Genomic DNA, 20116 nt, shown 5'->3' with positions numbered 1-20116 from the left:
AGATGATCCAAGAACAAAATAAGGTATCGGTAAATATTGTCGATGAGATGCGCAAGTCCTATATGGATTATGCCATGAGCGTCATTGTCGGCCGGGCGCTGCCGGATGTTCGTGATGGGCTTAAGCCGGTCCATCGTCGCATTCTGTTTGCCATGCACGATCTCGGTAATGATTTTAATAAGCCCTATAAAAAATCAGCACGGGTTGTTGGTGATGTCATCGGTAAATATCATCCCCATGGAGACAGTGCGGTCTACGACTCCATCGTCAGGATGGCCCAGCATTTTTCTATGCGCCACCCACTGGTGGATGGCCAGGGGAATTTCGGCTCGGTCGATGGTGATTCGGCAGCGGCCATGCGTTATACCGAAATTCGTATGGATAAAATGGCTCATGAGTTACTCGCAGACATCGACAAGGAGACCGTCGATTTTGGCCCCAACTATGATGAATCCCTTGAAGAACCCCTGGTATTACCCTGTAAATATCCCAACCTGCTGGTCAACGGCTCAGAGGGAATCGCGGTTGGGATGGCAACAAAGATTCCACCGCACAATCTCGGTGAGGTGATCGACGGTCTGATTGCCGTTATTGATGATCCGCGTCTTGGTGTAGAAGAGTTGATGGATATCATTCATGGGCCGGATTTTCCCACGGCCGGATTTATCAATGGTAAGGAGGGTATCCGCGAGGCGTACAAAACCGGTCGCGGCATTGTTCAAATGCGCTCGCGTGCCATGGTAGAGGTTGATCGGCGCAGTGGGCGCGAAGCCATTGTGGTGACGGAAATTCCCTACCAGGTCAATAAAGCCCGGCTGATTGAAAAAATAGCTGAGTTGGTCAAAAACAAGAAAATTGAGGGCATTTCCGATCTGCGCGATGAATCGGACCGGGATGGCATGCGGATTGTCATCGAACTGAAAAAAGACATGGTCGCTGGTGTTGTGCTCAATCAGCTTTACAAGATGACGGCGATGCAGTCTTCTTTCGGCATTATTATGCTGGCCATCGTCAAGGGACAACCAAAAATTCTGACGTTACGCGAAGTTCTCGATAATTTTATCGATCACCGCCGTGAAATTGTTACCCGCCGCTGTATCTTTGAACTGAAAAAAGCCGAAGCTCGTGCGCACATTCTGCAGGGATTAAAAATCGCCCTTGAACATCTCGATGAAGTGATAGAGCTTATCAAAGGCAGTGCTAACTCACCGGAAGCCAAGAGTCGCCTGATGGAGCGCTTTGCTTTTACTGATATCCAGGCACAAGCTATTCTGGACATGCGTCTGCATCGCTTGACCGGCCTTGAAAGGGATAAGATCCTTGAGGAGTTGGCGCAGGTTCTGGCGCAGATTGACCGGCTTAAAGAAATCCTCGCCAGCGAAGTTGAAATTCTCAACATCATTAAGCAGGAGCTGCTTGAAGTTAGAGAAAAATTTGCCAACGCCAGACGTACCGAAATCATCGATCGTACCGCTGATCTGACCCTGGAAGATATGATTGTTGAAGAAGACATGGTGGTAACCGTTACCCATAGTGGCTATATCAAGCGCAATGCGGTTTCCCTCTATCGGGCGCAGCGACGGGGCGGCAAGGGGCGCAGCGGTATGCGCACCAAGGACGAAGATTTTGTCGAGAATCTTTTCATCGCTTCAACCCATTCCTATATTCTGATTTTTACCAACCTCGGCAAGCTGTATTGGCTGAAGGTTCATGAGGTACCACAGGGCGGCATGGCCTCGCGCGGCAAGGCAATTGTCAACCTGCTTGAACTGGCGCCGGATGAAAAGGTCACGACCATTCTGCCGGTGAAAAAGTTCGAGGAAGGGCGCTACATTGTTACTGCTACTGCTCGTGGAATTATCAAAAAAACCGACCTGATGGCTTATTCCCATCCACGCAGCGGTGGTATTATTGCCCTGACCATCGATGAGGGGGATAGCCTGATCGAGGCACGCCTGACCGACGGCAACCGCGATCTTATTCTCGCCAGCAGCAACGGCAAATCGATCCGCTTCCCGGAAACCAATATCCGCTCCATGGGGCGGACAGCACGTGGCGTACGCGGCATTACTCTGGATCCGGATGATGAAGTTGTCGGATTGCAATCGGTAACCGACAGCACCGCCATGGCACTGGTAACGATTACCGAGAATGGTTACGGAAAGCGAACCGATATTGCCGAATATCGTGTACAAAGTCGTGGAGGCAAAGGGATTATTACCATCAAAACCAGCCGGCGTAATGGCCGGGTCGTGGCAATCAGGATGGTAGACGAAGATTCCGATCTGATGTTTATCACCAATCGCGGAAAAATGCTGCGCACCAATGTGCGCAATATCCGCTCCATCGGCCGCAATACGCAAGGGGTGCGGATGATGGTCCTCGAGGCGGATGAACTTATTGTTTCTGTGGCAATGCTGGCGGAAAAGGATTCAGTCGATGAGTCTGGAGAAATTGAAGAAGCAATTGAGGCAGGACTTGAAGCAGGACCTGAAGCCCCGGAAGGCGACGAAGAGCAGGAATAACCTATTCAAGCTATCGATATTGTTCATGATTGTGTTGTTGGTCGGGGCCATCGGCTACGTAAAATGGCAAGGCTATCTTTTTTCCGAACCACAACGTCTATTGACCAAAGGAGTGAAGCAGGAAAGCCTGGGGCGTTCGACAGAAGCTCTGGCCAGGTATCGACAGATTATCACGCAATATCCACAGGAGTCTGTTGCCCCCGAGGCACTCTATCGTATGGCGCGGCTTTGGCATTTTGATCTGCAGAATCCACAACAGGCTTTACTGAAATACCTGCAGTTGGAGCGTGACTACACCGATAGCAGCCATATTCAGCAGGCCCGCGAAGCCGCCGCTCGTATCGTTAAAATTGATCTGGGAGACGATATCCAGGCGATTGGCTATTATCAACGCCTGCTTGACAATAGGCAGGGGACTCTCGATCAATATCTGTACGAGATTGCTGACAGCTACTTTCGCCTGGAAAACTATCCGCAGGCGCGGATTGAACTGGAGAATCTGCTGTCAACATATCCCGACAGTTCCTTGATTCCAGAGGCTCTTCATCGCAAAGCCACGATTCTGGTGCTTGAAAACCGCACGGACGAAGCTTATCAGGATTGGCGTCAGTTGGTTGAGGATTTTCCCGACAGTGGTTATGCCGGAAGGGCACGTTTTAATCTGGCCTCAATGCTGGAGGAAAAGGGGGAACTGGAATCGGCACTGGCGGAGTACCGCAGTTTGGAAAATTATCCACGACCATTGTTGCTGGAACAGAAAATCGATCATTTAACACGACGCATCCAAAACAGAAATGAGGGGTTGGAATGAATACCAGAATAGCAGTAGTTGGCGCAGGCAGCTGGGGCACAACCCTTGCAAATCTACTGGCGGAAAAGAATCTGTCCGTTACCCTTTGGTGTTTTGAAAAAGACCTGGCGCAGCGAATGCAGACAACCAGGATAAACGACCTCTATCTCCCAGGCATTTCCCTGTCGCACAACCTGAAGATAACCGATGATCTTGGCGAAGCCGTCAGTGAAGCCTCTTTTGTTATCTATGTCACGCCGTCACAGGTGTCGCGCCAGGTACTGCGTCAGTCACTACCAGCCTTAAGGGCTGATGCTATTATCGTCTCCGCTTCGAAGGGGATAGAAAACGACAGTTTGCAGCTGCTTTCCCAGGTGTTTGACAATGAACTTCCCACAGGGTTGAAGCGGTCCGTGGTTTTTCTCTCCGGGCCTTCTTTTGCCCGCGAGGTCAGTCAGCATATGCCGACCGCAGTGGTTGCTGCCGGTTATGAACCAGCGGCTGCTGAGGCTGTGCAACAGCTCTTCAGTACCCCGGTATTTCGGGTCTATACCCACCACGACATTGTCGGGGTTGAGCTGGGCGGCGCTATGAAAAACGTTATTGCCCTGGCGGCCGGGGTCGCCGATGGTTTAGGTTTTGGGTACAATACTCGCGCCGCCCTGATTACCCGGGGGCTGGCGGAAATGACACGCATGGGGGTCAAGCTTGGGGCCGACCCGACAACCTTTGCCGGTCTGGCTGGTATGGGGGATCTGGTGCTGACCTGTACCGGCGACTTATCGCGGAATCGCAGTGTTGGTATAGAGCTAGGCAAGGGGCGCTCCCTCGAAGAGATTCTGGCGGGAATGAACATGGTCGCAGAGGGTGTTAAAACCACCCTATCAGCCTATCAATTGGCACAAAAACTGGGGGTGGATGTTCCCATTATCGAACAAACCTACTTGATCCTTTATCAGGATAAAGATCCGCGTCAGGCGGTAACTGATTTGATGTTGCGCGACCTCAAAGCGGAAAAAATTTAAACTGATACGGATTACAGACAAAGGAGCACCCATGAGGATTCTGATAACATTTATACTGCTGATGTGGTTTGCAAGCGGCAGCCTGTTTGCTGCTACCCTGGTTGAGATGAAAACCAGCCACGGAGCAATTCAGATTGAACTGTATCCAGAGCAGGCCCCAAAAACAGTAGAAAACTTTCTTCATTACGTCGATCAGGGATTCTATGATGGAACGGTTTTTCATCGTGTCATTAAAGGATTCATGATTCAGGGGGGCGGCTTTGACGAGCAAGACCGCCAAAAGGAAACTGCAGCGCCGATCCGTAATGAAGCCGGCAACGGACTGAAAAACCGCGCTGGTAGCCTGGCAATGGCACGCACCAGCCAGGTTGATAGCGCCACCAGTCAGTTTTTTATCAACCTGACTGACAACGACTTTCTTAACCATCGTGGCAGAACCCCTAACGTTTTTGGCTATGCGGTTTTTGGCCAGGTGGTTGGGGGGATGGATGTAGTTGAAACAATCGGTAAACAAAAGACTTACAACCGCAATAACCTCTTTCAGGATTATCCCGAACGTCAGATAATCATTGAAAGTATTCGTAGAATTGATACATTGTAGCGTATTCGGTTGTTTTTGCAGACCAATCTTGATGCCCGCGCATAAAGCATCAGGATGGATGGCTCAGCTCAAAGCGCCACATGCAAGGCGCGCCATGGTTGAATAATGAGGCGTACTAACCTCCGTCGAAGCAGTGAGACGATGGCTGCAACACAGCAGTTGGTGCGTTTTTACGACGCCATCAATCTTGGCGGCTAACCGGCGACCCAGAGAAAGGCGGATAGATGGCACGATTTCGGGTCATGAGCTACGATCTCAATCATGCCCACAGCCGTTCCGGTGAACTGTGTCAGAAGCTTTGCGCCCAGATTATTCGCCAGCAGGGTGCCGATCTGGTAATGCTGCAACGCATCGGGCCGCCATTGGGAGAAACATCCCTACAGTGGTTGGCAGAGCAAGTCGGGTTGCCGGCTTATGGATCCGATAGCGAAGGCAACTGTGCCTTTTTATCTCGTTACCCACTGCATAACCTACAAACCATCCCTTTAGGTTATGGTGACCACAGCCTCAGAGCCGATTTTGATCCAGCCGCCGAGCGCGTTCATCTCGTTAATCTGACCTTAAGCTGGCAGCCGCGCAAGCGCCTTAAGCAAGTCATCCGACTTCTTGGCGAGCAGGTGCTTGGCGGTCGCAGTTTTCCCTGTGCAACAATTATCGCCGGAGACTTTGGCCTTCCTCTGTGGGGCTGTGGACAAGTTGCTTTTAATCCACAACTGGTGCGTGCGAACTATCCCCTGTGGCGGGCAAATTACCCGGCAGTTTTTCCTCTGTGGGGACGGGGTCGCGTCTATTTTCAGGGCCCTATTACTGCTTTAAGTGGTCAGATAATCACCAGTAAAGAAGCAAAAAGAACGCTAATTCAGCTGCCTATGGTTCTAGATGTAGAAACCCGTGATACCCGCAGTACTCTGCGCATCAAAGATCAGGTAACACTTAACCATAAACACCCAAAGCCTGTCTGTGGATAAGTTGATGAAATGTGGAAAAGTGGTTTGTGCTGAGAAAGACCGGGTATGAAGAGCCGCGAAAAAGCATTGCAACTGCTCAAATTTCTTGAGCAGGTTTACCCTGACGCCCATTGTGCACTGAATTACCGATCTCCTTGGGAGCTCCTGGTGGCCACCATTCTCTCAGCCCAGTGTACCGATGTACGGGTGAACCAGGTGACTGTTGAACTGTTCAGGGTTTTTCCCGATCCAGCCAGTTTAGCGTCGGCAGCACAGGAAAGGGTTGAGGAGGTGATTCGTTCAACTGGGTTTTTTCGCAACAAGGCTAAAAATCTGATCAACTGTGCGGCGCAGGTACTTGAAAGACATCAGGGCGAAGTGCCGCAAACCCTGAAAGAACTCGTTGCCCTTGCCGGGGTTGGGCGCAAAACGGCCAATGTTGTTCTAGGAAATGCCTTTGGCGTACCAGGTATGGTGGTTGATACCCATGTTAAGCGCCTGGCGCGTCGATTTGCCTGGACCAGATCTGATCACCCGGATCAAATAGAAAAAGACCTGTGTCGCTTGTTACCGTCATCCGAGTGGACCCAATGCGCCCATCTATTGATCTGGCATGGGCGGGCTTGTTGTAAGGCCCCTGTTCCCCACTGCAGTCGCTGTGTAATTGTTGCGCTTTGTCCACGAAAAGGGGTTGAACGGGCACATTAATCCAGGCGTGAATATGGGTAGATAATAGGTGAGATAAGTTGACATAAGAAAAGCCCCGCAAGAATTTGCGGGGCTTTCCGGTCTACCCTCAGAGGCGTCCATAACTACAGCGATTGCTGTAGAAAACAGTTGATAATCTAGATTTTTACGACATTTGCTGATTGTGGGCCTTTTTCCCCCTGGATGACGTCAAAGCTTACACGATCTCCCTCAGCCAGGGATTTGAACCCCTCGGACTGGATAGCAGAAAAATGGACGAAGACATCAGGACCGTTGTCCTGCTCGATAAAACCAAAACCTTTAGAATCGTTGAACCACTTTACAGTACCTTCTGCCATGCTTTTACTCCTTATACATTTTGTCGAGGGTAACCGATTACTACGTTTTGCTTCTAGCACAAGAAACAATGAAAAACAACGTTATTTTGCAAGGAAACCATGTTTTTGTAGCACTTTTTGAGGCAACGTTAGCATTACAATGGTGGTTAACACCCATAGTGACATAATGATTTTAGACAAATATGATGAGGCTGTGTTGGCAATTGTACGAAACACAGGGTAGACTCAAAAATAACATAACAACATAACAACATAAGGAGGTCGCCGATGGCCGGCAATTCATTTGCGAGTGAAAAAAATCTGACGGTCAATGGTATCAATTACCGTTACCATAGCCTGAAATCAGCCTCGGCAACGGGACTGGGCAATATTGATCGTCTTCCATTTACCATCAAAATTCTGCTGGAAAACCTGCTGCGCAAAGAAGATGGTCAATTGGTCCAGCGCCAGGATATCGAAGCTGTTGCCAAGTGGGGCACAAAAACCGCACAGGCCGGCGAAATTGCGTTCAGTCCGGCGCGGGTATTAATGCAGGATTTTACCGGTGTGCCGGCGATAGTTGATCTGGCGGCGATGCGCGACGCGGTGGCCAAACGAGGCGGGAACCCGGCAGCTATCAATCCTCAGATTCCCGTCGATCTGGTTATTGATCATTCGGTCATGGTCGATCATTTCGGTAGTTCCGACGCTTACAAGGCGAATGTTGATCGTGAAATGGAACGCAACCGCGAGCGCTATACATTTTTGCGCTGGGGACAGAAAGCTTTCAATAATTTTCGCGTGGTTCCACCAGGTACCGGAATCTGCCATCAGGTCAATCTTGAGTATCTGGCCCAGGGCGTGTGGAGCGACCAAGCTGACAGCGAAACCTGGGTTTATCCCGACACCCTGGTAGGTACCGACAGCCACACGACCATGATCAACGGCCTCGGCGTGCTGGGCTGGGGGGTCGGCGGCATTGAAGCTGAAGCGGCGATGCTGGGCCAACCCATCTCCATGCTGATTCCCGAGGTAGTGGGTTTTCGTCTGACCGGTAGCCTGCCCGAAGGGGTCACCGCCACCGATCTGGTTCTGACCGTGACCCAGATGTTGCGTCAACACGGTGTGGTCAGTAAGTTTGTCGAATTCTTTGGTGCCGGACTGTCGCAACTACCACTGGCGGACCGCGCTACCATCGCCAATATGGCGCCGGAGTATGGAGCAACCTGCGGATTCTTCCCCATTGACCAGATAACCCTGAAATATCTGGCGTTGACCGGACGCAGTCAGCAGACCATTGATTTGGTCGAGGCTTACTGCAAGGAGCAGGGACTATGGCGTAGCGATGATCTGGCGGAGCCGGTTTATAGTGCTGTGCTGGAGCTTGATTTAAGCACGGTCAGACCCAGTCTGGCCGGACCGAAGCGCCCGCAGGACCGCGTCTTGTTGGAGCAGATGCGGACCTCGACACAGGAAGTTATCCCTGCACAGAACCCCGATAAGGCTGTTCCCATTCCTGACAGCAAGGATCAACTGCACCACGGTGACGTGGTGATCGCGGCGATTACCTCCTGTACCAACACCTCCAATCCGGCAGTGATGATGGCCGCCGGGCTGCTGGCTAAAAAAGCCGTGGAAAAAGGACTGAACACCAGGTCCTGGGTTAAAACATCCCTGGCTCCCGGATCCAAGGTGGTTACCAGCTACCTGGCCAAGGCCGGCCTGCAGGACTTTCTTGACCAGCTAGGTTTTAATGTGGTCGGTTATGGCTGTACCACCTGTATCGGTAATTCCGGACCCTTAAGTGGACCGATCGCTGAAGCTATCGAAGCCGGTGATCTCACGGTCTGCTCGGTGTTATCGGGTAACCGCAACTTTGAGGGGCGTATCCACGCCCAGACCAAAGCCAACTGGCTTGCCTCACCACCCTTGGTGGTTGCTTTTGCCCTGGCCGGTACCACCCGTATTGACCTGACCAACGAACCGATCGGTACCGGCACCGACGGTCAACCGGTCTATCTGAAGGACATCTGGCCGAGTAACGCCGAGGTTGCCGAGATGGTGGCCCTGGTCAATGCGCAGATGTTTCTTAAGGAGTATGCCGAGGTTTTTGATGGCGATGAAAGCTGGCAGAACCTGCCGGTACCCGAAGGTTTGACCTATGCCTGGGATAAAGAATCAACCTATATCCGGCGCCCGATCTTTTTTGATTCCCTGGAAGTTGCACCTGGCTATCCGGGGATTAAAGACGCCAGAGTGCTGGCTTTGCTCGGCGATACCATCACCACTGATCATATTTCCCCGGCCGGATCGATCAAGGCAAGTAGTCCGGCAGGGATCTATCTGCGTGAGCGCGGGGTTGACGAGGAGGAGTTCAATTCCTATGGTTCACGTCGTGGCAATCCGGAACTGATGGTCCGTGGCACCTTTGCCAATATCCGCCTGCGCAATCGTATGATACCGGGTAGTGAAGGGGGCGTTACCAGGCACTACCCTTCCGGTGATGATCTGAGTATTTATGATGCATCACAACGCTATATCGATGAATCGGTCCCGCTGATCGTGGTGGCAGGCAAGGAATACGGCACCGGTTCCAGTCGTGACTGGGCCGCTAAAGGGACTTTGATGCTTGGGATCAAAGCGGTATTAACCCAAAGCTACGAGCGTATTCATCGTTCCAACCTGGTCGGGATGGGGGTCTTACCGCTCCAGTTTACCGGCAAAGACAGTGCTGAAAGTCTGGGGTTGGACGGTAGTGAAACCTTCAATCTGCCTGCCGGTCCAGTCCTGCAGGCAAAGCAGAAATTGCCGCTTGAGATTATCCGTGCCAACGGCCAGCGCCAGATCATCGAGGTGCTGTGCCGGATCGACACCGATCAGGAGGTGGCTTTCTTCAAAAGTGGCGGAATTCTTAACCACGTGTTGCTGGAACTGATGAAGAAGTAGCGACATTTCAAGGCAGATCGATCATGACAGCGCCGGTGGAGAAAACCAACTCCATCGGCGTTTTTTGTGGGTCAACTATTCAATCAATCTCAATGTCGCTGATAATAACTTGCGTGCCGGCAACCTGCCAGCGGATATTGAAGCGGTCAAGAAGACAGCCGTATGAGCGCTGATCGTCCCCTTGGTGGCGATAAGCCGGACGTGGATCGAGGGACAGGGTTTCGCGGATCAGGGTTTCCAGTTCCGGCGCCTGAACAGAAAAATCGATCAGTTTGCGCCGGGCCTGATCACTGAAGCTGACCTCCAGGCAGGATTGTGGCTCGCTGCCGGCAAAGCCGCCCTGCGCATTCGGAAGGCTGTCGGCATAGGGGATATAGGGCTTGATATCAATGATCGGCGTTGCATCGATCAGGTCTGCTCCCTGCACCTCCAGCGTCAATGCGCCAGGCTTGTTGTGAATGTCAAGCAATGTAACGGCGGACAGGCCGATGGGGTTGGGGCGAAAGGGGGAACGCGAGGCAAAGACCCCAACGCGGCGGTTGCCGCCCAGCCGGGGCGGTCGCACCGTCGGGCTCCACCCCTGATCAAGATGCTGGTGAAAAACAAAAAGTAGCCAGAGATGACTGAAGCCATCAAGACCACGAACAGCTTCGGCGGAGCTGTATTCGGGCAGAAACTTGACGGTGGCCCTGATCGACGGTGCCAGACCCGCCTGGCGCGGGGTTGCGAACTTTTCCCTGAACGGCGAGTGGATGATGGCAATGGGGGACAGCTGCAGCTTATTCATTAAACCCCCTTTGCTGATTGCAGATTGGTCAAAGGAGCTTTGCGACTGCTCAACCAGACCCCGAAGAAGACCAGAATGCAGGCAAATAATTGTGACATGTTAAGTTTGTCACCCAGAATGAGCATCCCCATGATCACAGCAAATACCGGAATCAGATTGACATAGGCGGCGGCGCGATTAGCCGGAATTTTGCTGACACCGAAATTATAACAGCCGTAGGCCAGACAGCTGATGGCAACCCCGAGATAGATAACGGCCAGAGCAGGAACCATTACCCAGCCGGCCGGCAGACCCGCACCCGGCAGTAGCAAAAAAGGGAAAAAAAACAGACTGCCGATAAAAGCCTGAAAAGCCGTCAGGAACAGGGGCGGGTAGTGACTGCTTAAGTGTTTGACCGAAATGGTATAGCCGGCAGCAAAAATCATCGCGAGAAACTCCAGAAAATTACCCAGTAAGGGGTTAGGCGCATTGTCGCTGCTGTCTCCAGCCAGGCTCAACCAGATAACGCCACCAATTGCTACACCGAAGCCGATCAGGGTCTGGCGGCGAATCTGTTCCTTCAACAGACCCCAGGCCAGCACAGCCACCAACAAGGGCAGGATAGCGGAAATCATTCCGGCTTGGGAAGCACTGGTCAATTCAAGGGCTTTGGCTTCAAACAGAAAATACAGACAGGGTTCGCAAAAAGCCATTAACAGCAGGTATTTGACATCTTTGCGGCGGAATGTCAGACGCCGGAAAGATGGGATAAAGATAGAGAAACACAGGGTAGCAATCAGCATCCGGCCAAAAACCACCTGCATTGGATGATATCCCGTGAGCGCCAACTTCATGGCAACAAAAGAGCTGGCCCAGAGAATCATCGCCAGCAGCAGACAGATTTGTGGTAACCATTGATTGAATTTCCTCACCTAAGTACTCCATAGTAAGATTCAGCCGGAAGATAATACCCCCTGATAAATCTTTCCATCAAAAAACATAAGGAACCATTATTGTCTTGTAAGAGAGACAGAGAAATTTTCACTACCTACAAATAACCTGATTGGGTAACTTTTCTGATTGCAGGGCGAATAACAGGAAAACCCTTATTGCGGAGAACAGCATGCTAATCTGTGAGCAATGTATACCTACCTTTGACGATACCCTCAACCACCACCAGATTCAGCTGGAGCGTCAAACGATTTTCACCCTCCAGATCAATGTCGGCAAGCTATGTAATCAATCCTGCGCCCATTGCCATGTTGACGCCGGCCCCTGGCGCGACGAGATGATGACGACAACGACCTTTGACCGACTGATTGAGCTGCTGGAGCAGTCGCCTGCTGTGCAAACCGTCGATATGACCGGCGGTGCACCGGAACTCAACCCCAACTTTCGTCCCTTCGTGAAGAAGGTCAGGGCGCTGGGCAAGAACCTTCTGCTGCGCTGTAATCTGACCGTGCTGTTTGAGCCCGGGCAGGAAGATACCGCCGCATTTCTGGCACAACAGCGGGTCGAAGTCGTAGCTTCTTTGCCCTGCTATCTCGAAGATAATGTCAACAATCAGCGTGGTGACGGGGTGTTTGCTAAAAGCATCAAGGCCCTTAAGCAACTCAACGCTCTGGGTTACGGGCAGCCCGACGCAGAGTTGCAATTAAATCTGGTTTACAACCCCGTCGGAGCGCATTTGCCACCCAGTCAAACCGCTTTGGAACAGGCCTATCGCGAGCAACTTATGGGTCGGTTCGGGATTGTTTTCAACCGGCTCTATACCCTCTCCAACATTCCGGTAACCCGTTATGCCCAGCATTTGCATCGAAACCAGCAGTATGATGACTATCTGAATCTGCTGGTGGAGAACTTCAACCCCGTCGCTGCGCGCAACCTCATGTGTCTGCAACAGGTCTCTGTCGCCTGGGATGGTAGCCTTTATGACTGTGATTTTAATCAGATGGTTAACCTTCCCGTGGGCGGTGAGGTCTGCAACATCTGGGATATCGAACGTCTCGAACAGGTCCCTCGCCGCATCGCCACCGCTGAGCATTGTTTCGGCTGCAGCGCTGGTGCCGGCAGTTCCTGTGGCGGAGCACTGCTATGAGCTTCGAGACGATCGTAACTATTCAGCGCTATCCTTGCGCAGGGCCTTTGGATCCTGTGGCAAGGGTTTTTGTCGCCATGGACGGCGACAAAAAGCGGTCATGGAAGACCCAACGGGAAACAATCGCGTCCCTTGACATAGGATTCAAAGGCCCGGTGCTGAACAGATACAGACGATCAATGAAACCCGCAGTCAATCGATTCAGAATTATTACGGGGATGTGCTGCAAAGCAGTCATGATCTACGGACCACCTCAGGGTTTTCACAACCACTCTGGTTTTTTTCTCTGTCATCCCTCAGCCGTAGCCGATACGCCAGGAGCCAGCCCATGCTGTTGATCTGTTTCCGCCAAATCGTTCTGATCCTCATGCTGATGGGGGGATCTCTTGTTCAGGCGGCGGATCTGCGATTATCTTTTGGCGATCCTGAACAGGGAATTGCCGACGGTTGGCGTGAGCAGCATTTTCGCGCGACAGATCCGACGCAGTACCGCTTGCTCGAAGATGGTGGCGAGGTGGTGCTGCAGGCTGAAAGCCGCAAGCAGGCGTCGGGGCTGGTGTATGAAATCGATGTCGATCTCGCCTCCTATCCGATTCTCGTATGGCGCTGGAAGGTAGAGGGTATTATTCCTGCCGGAAACGCCCTGACCAGGGAGGGAGATGACTATCCTGCCCGCGTCTATGTGGTGTTTCCCCACTGGTTCAAGCCCAAAACCAGAAGTATCAACTACATCTGGGCCAATCGCCTGGCGCAAGGGGAGGTTGTTCCCAACCCATTTTTCGGTAATGCCCGCATGATGGCGGTGCAAAGCGGAAATGAGCGGGCCGGCACCTGGATTACAGAATGTCGTAATGTTTATCAGGATTACCGCGAGATTTTTGGCGATGCTCCGCCAACAGCCGGAGCCATCGCCCTGATGACCGATACCGATAATACCGGCGGAGAAGCCCGCGCCTGGTACGCCGATATCCGTCTGGTGGCGGCAGACAAGGATGCTGATCCGCCCCTTTACTGCCCCTGAGCAGGCTTGATGTTGTTGCCAATACTCCTTCCTTGGAGCCGTTTTTGAACCGCCGCCGCAGTCTGATCAGGGTTTTCTTCAGGGAGGGTGTAGGGAAGTCAGAACAGTTCGGGTGAAAAAACCGTTGGCAGTTTGGCAGCCGCTTTAACCGTCCTGTTCCCAGATATCAGGGTTTGTAAGAATAGTCAAAGGTCATCTTCTCAGGCGCATGAAGGAAAACAGAATGACTTGCGAGACTCTCTTATTGCATTTCTGACAATTCCAATCATGCCGGTGCCATTCGACTTATTGCTTCGGCGACAAAACAGTTAAAAGTTGAACTTACATCCTCATTCCCGCGAAAGCGGGAATCCAGTGAGATTTTAGGCTGTTAAAGAACGGATCCCCAATTAAGGCACGCGGGGATGACAGGTTATTTACTCACCGGAGTAATAACATCCTTCTAACCGGGCGCAAGGACACCAATATCAGCAGGATCAGGGCGCTCCACTCCAACCACAGGGGCAGCAATTCCTGCACGGCACCGATCTGTGCCGGAACTTCAATGCTAAATTCCCTGACAACCCCGTCAACCAGCACTCCGAGTACCAAGGAAGTAGAAACAATTCCGATCAGGTAGCAGCCAAGGGCACGATTGCCCATTTCCCGGCGCAGCACTCCGAGGGTGGCCAGACTTGTGATCGGGCCTGCCAGCAGGAATACCAGTACGGTACCCGGGGAGACCCCAGCCACCAGCATGGCTGCGGCGATGGGCGTCGCGGCGGTGGCACAGATGTACAACGGAATACCGATCACCGCCATGAGCAACATCGGCCCGAGACCACTGCCGTAAGCGGCCAGGGCTTGCGGCGGCACAAAGGCCAGAAGCAGACCCGCCATCACCAGACCGATCACCAACCAGAGGCGAATATCATCCAGGAGCTCACCGAAAGCATAACTCACGCCGTTACGCAACCGATCGACAAAGGGAAGCTTGGCGGCATTCTGCGGCACTGATTTGCAAGTACAGGTATCCTTGCAAGCAATATTGTCGGAAGACACTGAGTCAGGAGACAAGGGGAGATTGGTTGCAGATCTGTCTGATGTGGCAACAAGCAACCCAGTGATGATGGCAGTGACCACAGCGCCACTCGCCCGTACTATAGCCATGAAGGGTCCGAGCAGAGCATAGGTGATGGCGAGGGAGTCGACCCCGATGCCGGGGGTCCCAATGAGAAACGCGGTGGTTGGCCCACGGCCGGCACCGCCCCGGTGTAGCGCCAGAGCCGTCGGAATGGCTCCACAGGAACATAGTGGCAAAGGAGCTCCGATGACCGCTGCACGGGCGATGTCCAGCAGGTCGGATCCGCCAACCAGACGCTGCAGAACCTCTTCAGGCACAAAGGCTTTGATCAGCCCGGCGGCAAAAAACCCAACCAGCAGCCAGGGTGCAGCTGTTAGGGCAATGGAGAGAATTTCGTTAAGGATGATCATGTGTCGGATTCCAATCAAGGGTTATCTGTCGAAATGATTTGTTGTACCATTATCAAGTATCATCCGAAGACCGCTGACTCCACAACCCACTGACAGGATTATCCTTGCGCGGGGACCAGCAACAACATAATAAATCGTCCTCACCGGAGCCACAAGACAGCGCTGCTGAACTCCAATCCCAGGTGAGAGAAGCAAAAGAGTGGCACCAGGAATAGTCGCAAAATCATTGTTGGTGTAGACGGGCATTGATAGCAAATGGTGCTCTAGGTGAAGCCGCTCTGACGCCAAAATCGGGCCAAGCGCCCGGCCTTTCCCTGCGCGCTTTTTTCCTTTCAGCGCTGAGCGTATGTGTGGCGTATTTTGTTCTACCTGGTTGGGGGCGAAAAAACCGCGACAGCTTGCTGCCATTGGTGGAGGCTGGTTAGTCCTCACGCTGATATGACATGGGGTCTTGTACCCGTGCGGATCTGGACACATAAGATGGACGGACTAAAAGAAAGTGACTTTATTCTTGCGGCAAAGATCAGCGTATTGAAAAAACGGGCATCCTAATATCAGCAGAACGGGCAGGAGACCGGATATTCGGTGGCCGGAACCGATCAGGTTTTTATTCTGATTGCTTAAGAGACCCACCGGGTTTCTGAGCGGTTTTGCCAGCGTCCCAGCAGCCAGCGCCCCAGCCCCATCCCAACTAGCGTCATGAACATCACCGGGAGAAAGTGCCAGACTACAAGCTGCACTGGATCATCACTGGGATCCACCAGCCGCAGCAGGATATAACCCAGGCCGGCAACGCACAGACCGATCATGCTCCCGGCCCAGCAGCAGCGGGTGGGGGCGGCTTTGGCTGTGACATAAAACATGACCCCCCCCGGTAGCAGCCCGTAGAGGATGATGCGCACGACACAATCAAAGCGACCCAATTGTAGGCACTCACTTAAAGTCAGGGTACTGAAGTTCCACATGCCGTAGATAAGCAAGCCGGCAAACAGGCCCAGGGGTAGTAAGGGCACAAAGCGGACCCAGGGTTTCTGGTTGATGTCGGGCAGGCTGAGCCAGCCGGCAGCCAGCGTACTGAGCAGCACAACGCCCAGCATCAGCAGGACTTCAGTTAAAAACAGGCTTTGCTGAATTTTCTGACCGATATCGTCGCGCAACCCGTGGCTCACTAACAACAGGGCAAAGTAGAGGGTCATCAGCATCAACAGGCGCAACACGACAGCGGAAGCCTTGGGTGCAGCCTTTGGCGCGCCTGCTTGGGCAAGTCGGGTGATAAGATCACTGGTTTGCATGAGAATCTTCCTGTTGGGCCTGTAGCGCCAGGGTTTTCATGGCGCGGTGAACGGCGACCTTGACGGCGCCCTCACTCATGCCGAGGCTGTTCCCCACGTCCCGGGCACTATGCCCTTCGATTTTCATCATCTGGATAATAGTTCGCTCCCGCGGGGATAAGGTTTCAAGTAATCTGTCAAGCTGTTGACGATCATCCAGTGCCATCCGCAACTCCGGTGCCCTCTGTTCTGCAACAGCCTCCAGTTCCACCTGGATTCCCGCCGCTTTACGTCGGTAATGGCTGCGCAGATGATCCTTGATCTTGTAATCGGCAATGGCAAACATCCAGTTCAAAAAAGAGCGATCGCTATTGAAGGTGTGTCCGGCGCGATGGACGGCCAGCAGGACGTCCTGTACCCGATCCTCCAACTCGCTGTGATCCCCCAGGCGCTTGTAGATAAAACCCCGAATCATTGGAGCGATATCCGTTAGCAGTTGATGGTAAGCCTTGCCGTCACCCGTCTGGGCTTTACGCATGGCTTCGGCAAGCTGCCGATCTGTTGGTGAAGGAGCCATCTTGGGTCTTCCGATAGTGATTTATTTGCAGAAACCATAGCATGATACGCTGAATATGATAAAAATAAACCTCTTCGCTTTTGCCTTCGATTTTGTCGAGGTCAAGCAGATGATGACCCGGACGTACGAGTCAACGCGTCAATGGTTGGGTGATGGCAGTCTAGATCGGGATGATGACTAGGCAGGGATTGTGCCGCATCGCCATGACATGTGATCATAAGTGACTATGCAGTTTCTGGTGCGAATAATCGCCACCAGTACTTATCTTTCTTGCTTTTTTAAGGCCTCAAGATCAGGAATCAACAAAGAGCGGTAGGCGGTTTGCAGAAGTCCTGCACGTTTGAGCCGGGCGATTTCCTCAGCGACAGCTTCACGCGTTGCTCCCACCAGATAGGCAATATCCTTCTGCGTAATTGTCAGCCTGATGCCGTTTGCTTCCTTGATTCCGTGACGTTCGGTGAGGCGTAGCAAGGTTGTTTTGAGTCGTTCCGAGACAGATTTAAAGGTCAGATCCTGGAGACGGGTTTCCAATTCGCGCAGGCGAAAGCCGATCAACTTCATGATATTGAAGGTCAACTCCGGATGTTCAGTCAGAAATTTATTAAAATGGGTGCGGCTGAAGATACAGACCAGGCTGTCCTCGGTAGCTTCGGCAAAGTGTGAGCGCCTTTTTTCATCGGTGACGGCCAGTTCTCCAAAAATTTCACCAGGGCCTAAGACATCGAGCGTGATTTCATTACCTTCGGCATTCACCATTCCCAGGCGAACCCGCCCTTTTTTAACCAGATAAATCTTGTCACTGACATCACGGGACAGATAAAAAGGCTGGCCACGGAGGCATTCCTCCATTTTGCTGATACCTGCCAGATATGACTTGTCCTCATCACTGAGGCTGGCAAAAACCCCGCCGGTATTCTTGATGTACCAGATTTTGTCCTGCATTGTTTTTCCTCTGATAAACGGTAAGTCCCTACTTTAGCAGGTTTTTACTTGATTAAAAGAATTAACTTAACAAATAATGCCACCACTTTGCCGAAAAGTATCCCAGCTTATATTTTCAGCCGCCTACCCACAGATTCTGCGGAGGAGGCTAAAAGACAATGACTGGATTTTTGTCGGTCCGGTAAAATAGCTATCAAAAACCTCCCGCCGCTCACCTCTTGTCCGGAGGTTTTCAGTCCCACATTCCCCTTCCTCTGCAAATTTTTTCTTTTTCTAATATTTAAACGAAAATGCGTCAGCAAAACCACCTGAATGTAAGATGTGTTACATTCTGTCTTTACCGATCTCGTTAGGATTAGCATCAGGGGATATTTAAGACGATGGTTAACCCAAGGGACTATCGTTGAGCTGTAACTATTCAGCACTGTACTTGCGCAGGGTCGGGGTTCCTGTGGCAAGGGTTTTTGTCGCCATGGACGGCGACAAAAAGCGGTCAGGGATGACCCAACGGGAAACAATCGCGTCCCTTGACATAGGACCCCCGATCCGGTGCTGAACAGATACGTTGAGCTTTTATTAACCGAGTTTCAACAAAGGAGGCTTTATGAGTCGGATTTGCACCCTGGATATTAAGGATGTAGCTGATAATGTTGCCGGTATTCTCAAAGAAATCGATCAGGCTTTTGGTTATGTCCCCCATCTGTTTTCAACCTACGCCCATCATCCGCCGCTGCTCGAAGCCAACTGGAACAAGGTGAAACGGGTGATGATGGAAGGTGACCTGTCGCGCAAGACCAAAGAGGCCATCGCCCTGCTGGTGTCGCAGGACAATGGCTGTAACTACTGTGTTGCCGCCCATACCGGTGCTTTGCAGATGATTGGGCTCAGCGACGAAGAGATCGAAAAAATATCCTCGCAACTTGACGCTGCCGATTTTTCTGAACTGGAGCGATCCCTGATCCGCTTTGCCCGTAAAGCCAACAGCGACCCCCACCGGGTCAGCGATGAAGAATTTCAGGCGCTTAAGGCTATCGGCGCGACAGATGCACAGATTGTCGAGGCTTTGGGTGTCATGGAGGTGTTTACTGCTTTTAATAAATTCCTTGACGTCTTGCAGGTAGAGTTGGGGTAGCTTGCAAGAAGATTTTAAGCAGGGGAAACACCCTCATTGGATAAAAGTATCAGATGATCGGCGAGCACCTTGCTGCCGGGAGGAAACTATGGGTTTGTTGGGAAAAAAAGGAATTATTGTTGCTGTCGTTGTGGTTCTGATCGGGCTCTTTTTTGTGTTTGATCTGCATCATTTTCTGACCCTGGCGGAGCTGAAAACACGGCAGGAGGCCTTTCACCAGTTTTATCTGGCGAATCGTCTGGTGACCCTGGGAACCTATTTTTTGCTTTATATTGTCGTCACCGCCTTGTCGCTGCCCGGCGCAACCGTCATGACCCTGGCCGGCGGTGCCCTGTTCGGTTTCTGGTCGGCGCTGATCGTGGTGTCTTTCGCCAGTACCATCGGCGCGACTCTGGCCTTTCTGGTCAGTCGTTTTCTGTTACGTGACTGGGTTCAGGGGAAGTTTGGCGAACGTCTGAAGGCCCTCAATGACGGCATTGCCAAAGAGGGGGGATTCTATCTGTTTACCTTGCGGTTGGTGCCCCTGTTTCCTTTCTTTGTCATCAATCTGGTCATGGGTTTGACCCCGATGCGCACCTGGACCTACTACTGGGTCAGCCAGATCGGCATGCTGGCTGGTACCGCTGTTTACGTCAACGCCGGCACCCAGCTTGGTCAGATCGAGAGTCTGGGCGGAATTCTCTCGCCCGGGCTCCTCTTTTCATTTGTCCTGCTCGGAGTTTTCCCCCTGCTTGCCCGTAAAGGAGTTGATATTGTGCAAAAAAGCCGCATCTTGAAGCAGTTCGTCAAACCGAAGTCCTTCGACTACAACATTGTCGTCCTTGGGGCCGGATCCGCCGGTCTGGTCAGTTCTTATATCGCTGCGGCGGTGAAGTCGAAAGTCGCCCTGATTGAGCGCGACAAGATGGGAGGCGATTGCCTGAATACCGGCTGTGTACCGAGTAAAGCTCTGATCCGGTCGGCTAAAATTCTTAACT

Annotated in this window: 20 protein-coding genes; 13 read left to right on the top strand and 7 right to left on the bottom strand. The window is 52.2% G+C overall.

The window, feature by feature from the left end:
* Positions 1–2 precede the first annotated feature (2 nt).
* The 6 genes from gyrA (at position 3) to nth (ending at position 6596) form a co-directional block, all read left to right on the top strand.
* Positions 3–2525, top strand: coding sequence for a DNA gyrase subunit A (gene gyrA / locus AC6F7T_RS02655; protein ID WP_500716419.1), 2523 nt, complete (start codon positions 3–5; stop codon positions 2523–2525).
* A gap of 25 nt (positions 2526–2550) precedes the next feature.
* Complete coding sequence (locus AC6F7T_RS02650; protein WP_500716418.1) at positions 2551–3336, top strand: tetratricopeptide repeat protein; 786 nt, start codon at positions 2551–2553, stop codon at positions 3334–3336.
* On the top strand, positions 3333–4340 hold the full coding sequence (locus AC6F7T_RS02645) for an NAD(P)H-dependent glycerol-3-phosphate dehydrogenase (protein ID WP_500716417.1): 1008 nt from the start codon (positions 3333–3335) through the stop codon (positions 4338–4340). The genes AC6F7T_RS02650 and AC6F7T_RS02645 overlap by 4 nt, the downstream gene beginning before the upstream one ends.
* Before the next feature lie 61 nt (positions 4341–4401).
* Positions 4402–4941, top strand: a complete 540-nt coding sequence (locus tag AC6F7T_RS02640; protein ID WP_500716478.1) for a peptidylprolyl isomerase — start codon at positions 4402–4404, stop codon at positions 4939–4941.
* Between the two features lie 224 nt (positions 4942–5165).
* On the top strand, positions 5166–5909 hold the full coding sequence (locus AC6F7T_RS02635; protein ID WP_500716416.1) for an endonuclease/exonuclease/phosphatase family protein: 744 nt from the start codon (positions 5166–5168) through the stop codon (positions 5907–5909).
* Between the two features lie 45 nt (positions 5910–5954).
* On the top strand, positions 5955–6596 hold the full coding sequence (nth, locus tag AC6F7T_RS02630; RefSeq protein WP_500716415.1) for an endonuclease III: 642 nt from the start codon (positions 5955–5957) through the stop codon (positions 6594–6596).
* A gap of 137 nt (positions 6597–6733) precedes the next feature.
* Here the strand turns inward: nth and AC6F7T_RS02625 are convergent, their stop codons facing one another.
* Positions 6734–6934, bottom strand: coding sequence for a cold-shock protein (locus AC6F7T_RS02625; RefSeq protein ID WP_191155658.1), 201 nt, complete (start codon positions 6932–6934; stop codon positions 6734–6736).
* A 267-nt stretch (positions 6935–7201) separates the two neighbouring features.
* Between AC6F7T_RS02625 and acnA the strand changes: the two genes are divergently transcribed.
* Positions 7202–9859 (top strand): aconitate hydratase AcnA, encoded by a 2658-nt coding sequence (gene acnA, locus AC6F7T_RS02620; protein WP_500716414.1) that lies wholly within the window; start codon positions 7202–7204, stop codon positions 9857–9859.
* 79 nt (positions 9860–9938) lie between these two features.
* Here acnA and tsaA read toward each other — a convergent pair whose 3' ends face one another.
* Together tsaA and AC6F7T_RS02610 are read right to left on the bottom strand one after the other, a co-directional pair.
* On the bottom strand, positions 9939–10646 hold the full coding sequence (tsaA, locus tag AC6F7T_RS02615; RefSeq protein WP_500716413.1) for a tRNA (N6-threonylcarbamoyladenosine(37)-N6)-methyltransferase TrmO: 708 nt from the start codon (positions 10644–10646) through the stop codon (positions 9939–9941).
* The gene (locus AC6F7T_RS02610) at positions 10646–11557 is read right to left on the bottom strand and encodes an EamA family transporter (protein WP_500716412.1); all 912 of its coding nucleotides are present in this window, start codon (positions 11555–11557) and stop codon (positions 10646–10648) included. The genes tsaA and AC6F7T_RS02610 overlap by 1 nt, the downstream gene beginning before the upstream one ends.
* Before the next feature lie 191 nt (positions 11558–11748).
* On the opposite strand from AC6F7T_RS02610, the gene arsS reads away from it, so the two are divergent.
* Together arsS and AC6F7T_RS02600 are read left to right on the top strand one after the other, a co-directional pair.
* Complete coding sequence (gene arsS, locus AC6F7T_RS02605) at positions 11749–12723, top strand: arsenosugar biosynthesis radical SAM (seleno)protein ArsS (protein ID WP_500716411.1); 975 nt, start codon at positions 11749–11751, stop codon at positions 12721–12723.
* A gap of 328 nt (positions 12724–13051) precedes the next feature.
* A complete protein-coding gene (locus AC6F7T_RS02600; RefSeq protein WP_500716410.1) occupies positions 13052–13744 on the top strand; it encodes a DUF3047 domain-containing protein in 693 nt (230 codons plus the stop codon).
* A gap of 420 nt (positions 13745–14164) precedes the next feature.
* Here the strand turns inward: AC6F7T_RS02600 and AC6F7T_RS02595 are convergent, their stop codons facing one another.
* A complete protein-coding gene (locus AC6F7T_RS02595; RefSeq protein WP_500716409.1) occupies positions 14165–15217 on the bottom strand; it encodes an SO_0444 family Cu/Zn efflux transporter in 1053 nt (350 codons plus the stop codon).
* A 438-nt stretch (positions 15218–15655) separates the two neighbouring features.
* Here AC6F7T_RS02595 and AC6F7T_RS02590 point away from each other — a divergent pair, with 438 nt between their 5' ends.
* Positions 15656–15769, top strand: coding sequence for a 4a-hydroxytetrahydrobiopterin dehydratase (locus tag AC6F7T_RS02590; RefSeq protein ID WP_500716477.1), 114 nt, complete (start codon positions 15656–15658; stop codon positions 15767–15769).
* 68 nt (positions 15770–15837) lie between these two features.
* Here AC6F7T_RS02590 and AC6F7T_RS02585 read toward each other — a convergent pair whose 3' ends face one another.
* Together AC6F7T_RS02585 and AC6F7T_RS02580 are read right to left on the bottom strand one after the other, a co-directional pair.
* Positions 15838–16509: an NrsF family protein gene (locus AC6F7T_RS02585; protein WP_500716408.1), complete on the bottom strand. Its 672-nt coding sequence runs from the start codon at positions 16507–16509 to the stop codon at positions 15838–15840.
* A complete protein-coding gene (locus AC6F7T_RS02580) occupies positions 16496–17065 on the bottom strand; it encodes a sigma-70 family RNA polymerase sigma factor (protein WP_500716407.1) in 570 nt (189 codons plus the stop codon). Before AC6F7T_RS02580 ends, AC6F7T_RS02585 begins: the two co-directional genes overlap by 14 nt.
* A 55-nt stretch (positions 17066–17120) precedes the next feature.
* Here AC6F7T_RS02580 and AC6F7T_RS02575 point away from each other — a divergent pair, with 55 nt between their 5' ends.
* Positions 17121–17246 carry a hypothetical protein gene (locus AC6F7T_RS02575; protein ID WP_500716406.1) on the top strand — a complete coding sequence of 42 codons (126 nt, stop codon included), beginning with the start codon at positions 17121–17123 and terminating at the stop codon, positions 17244–17246.
* 80 nt (positions 17247–17326) lie between these two features.
* Here AC6F7T_RS02575 and AC6F7T_RS02570 read toward each other — a convergent pair whose 3' ends face one another.
* Positions 17327–18007: a cyclic nucleotide-binding domain-containing protein gene (locus tag AC6F7T_RS02570; RefSeq protein WP_500716405.1), complete on the bottom strand. Its 681-nt coding sequence runs from the start codon at positions 18005–18007 to the stop codon at positions 17327–17329.
* 604 nt (positions 18008–18611) lie between these two features.
* Between AC6F7T_RS02570 and AC6F7T_RS02565 the strand changes: the two genes are divergently transcribed.
* Entirely contained in the window at positions 18612–19139 is a 528-nt protein-coding gene (locus AC6F7T_RS02565; RefSeq protein WP_500716404.1) for a peroxidase-related enzyme, read from the top strand.
* Between the two features lie 88 nt (positions 19140–19227).
* A partial coding sequence (locus AC6F7T_RS02560) for a VTT domain-containing protein (RefSeq protein ID WP_500716403.1) occupies positions 19228–20116 on the top strand: 889 nt, incomplete at its 3' end.

The organism is Pelovirga sp. (assembly GCF_059864205.1).
The sequence above is the reverse complement of the archived record's forward strand: the minus strand, read 5'-3'. Positions and strand labels throughout refer to the sequence as shown.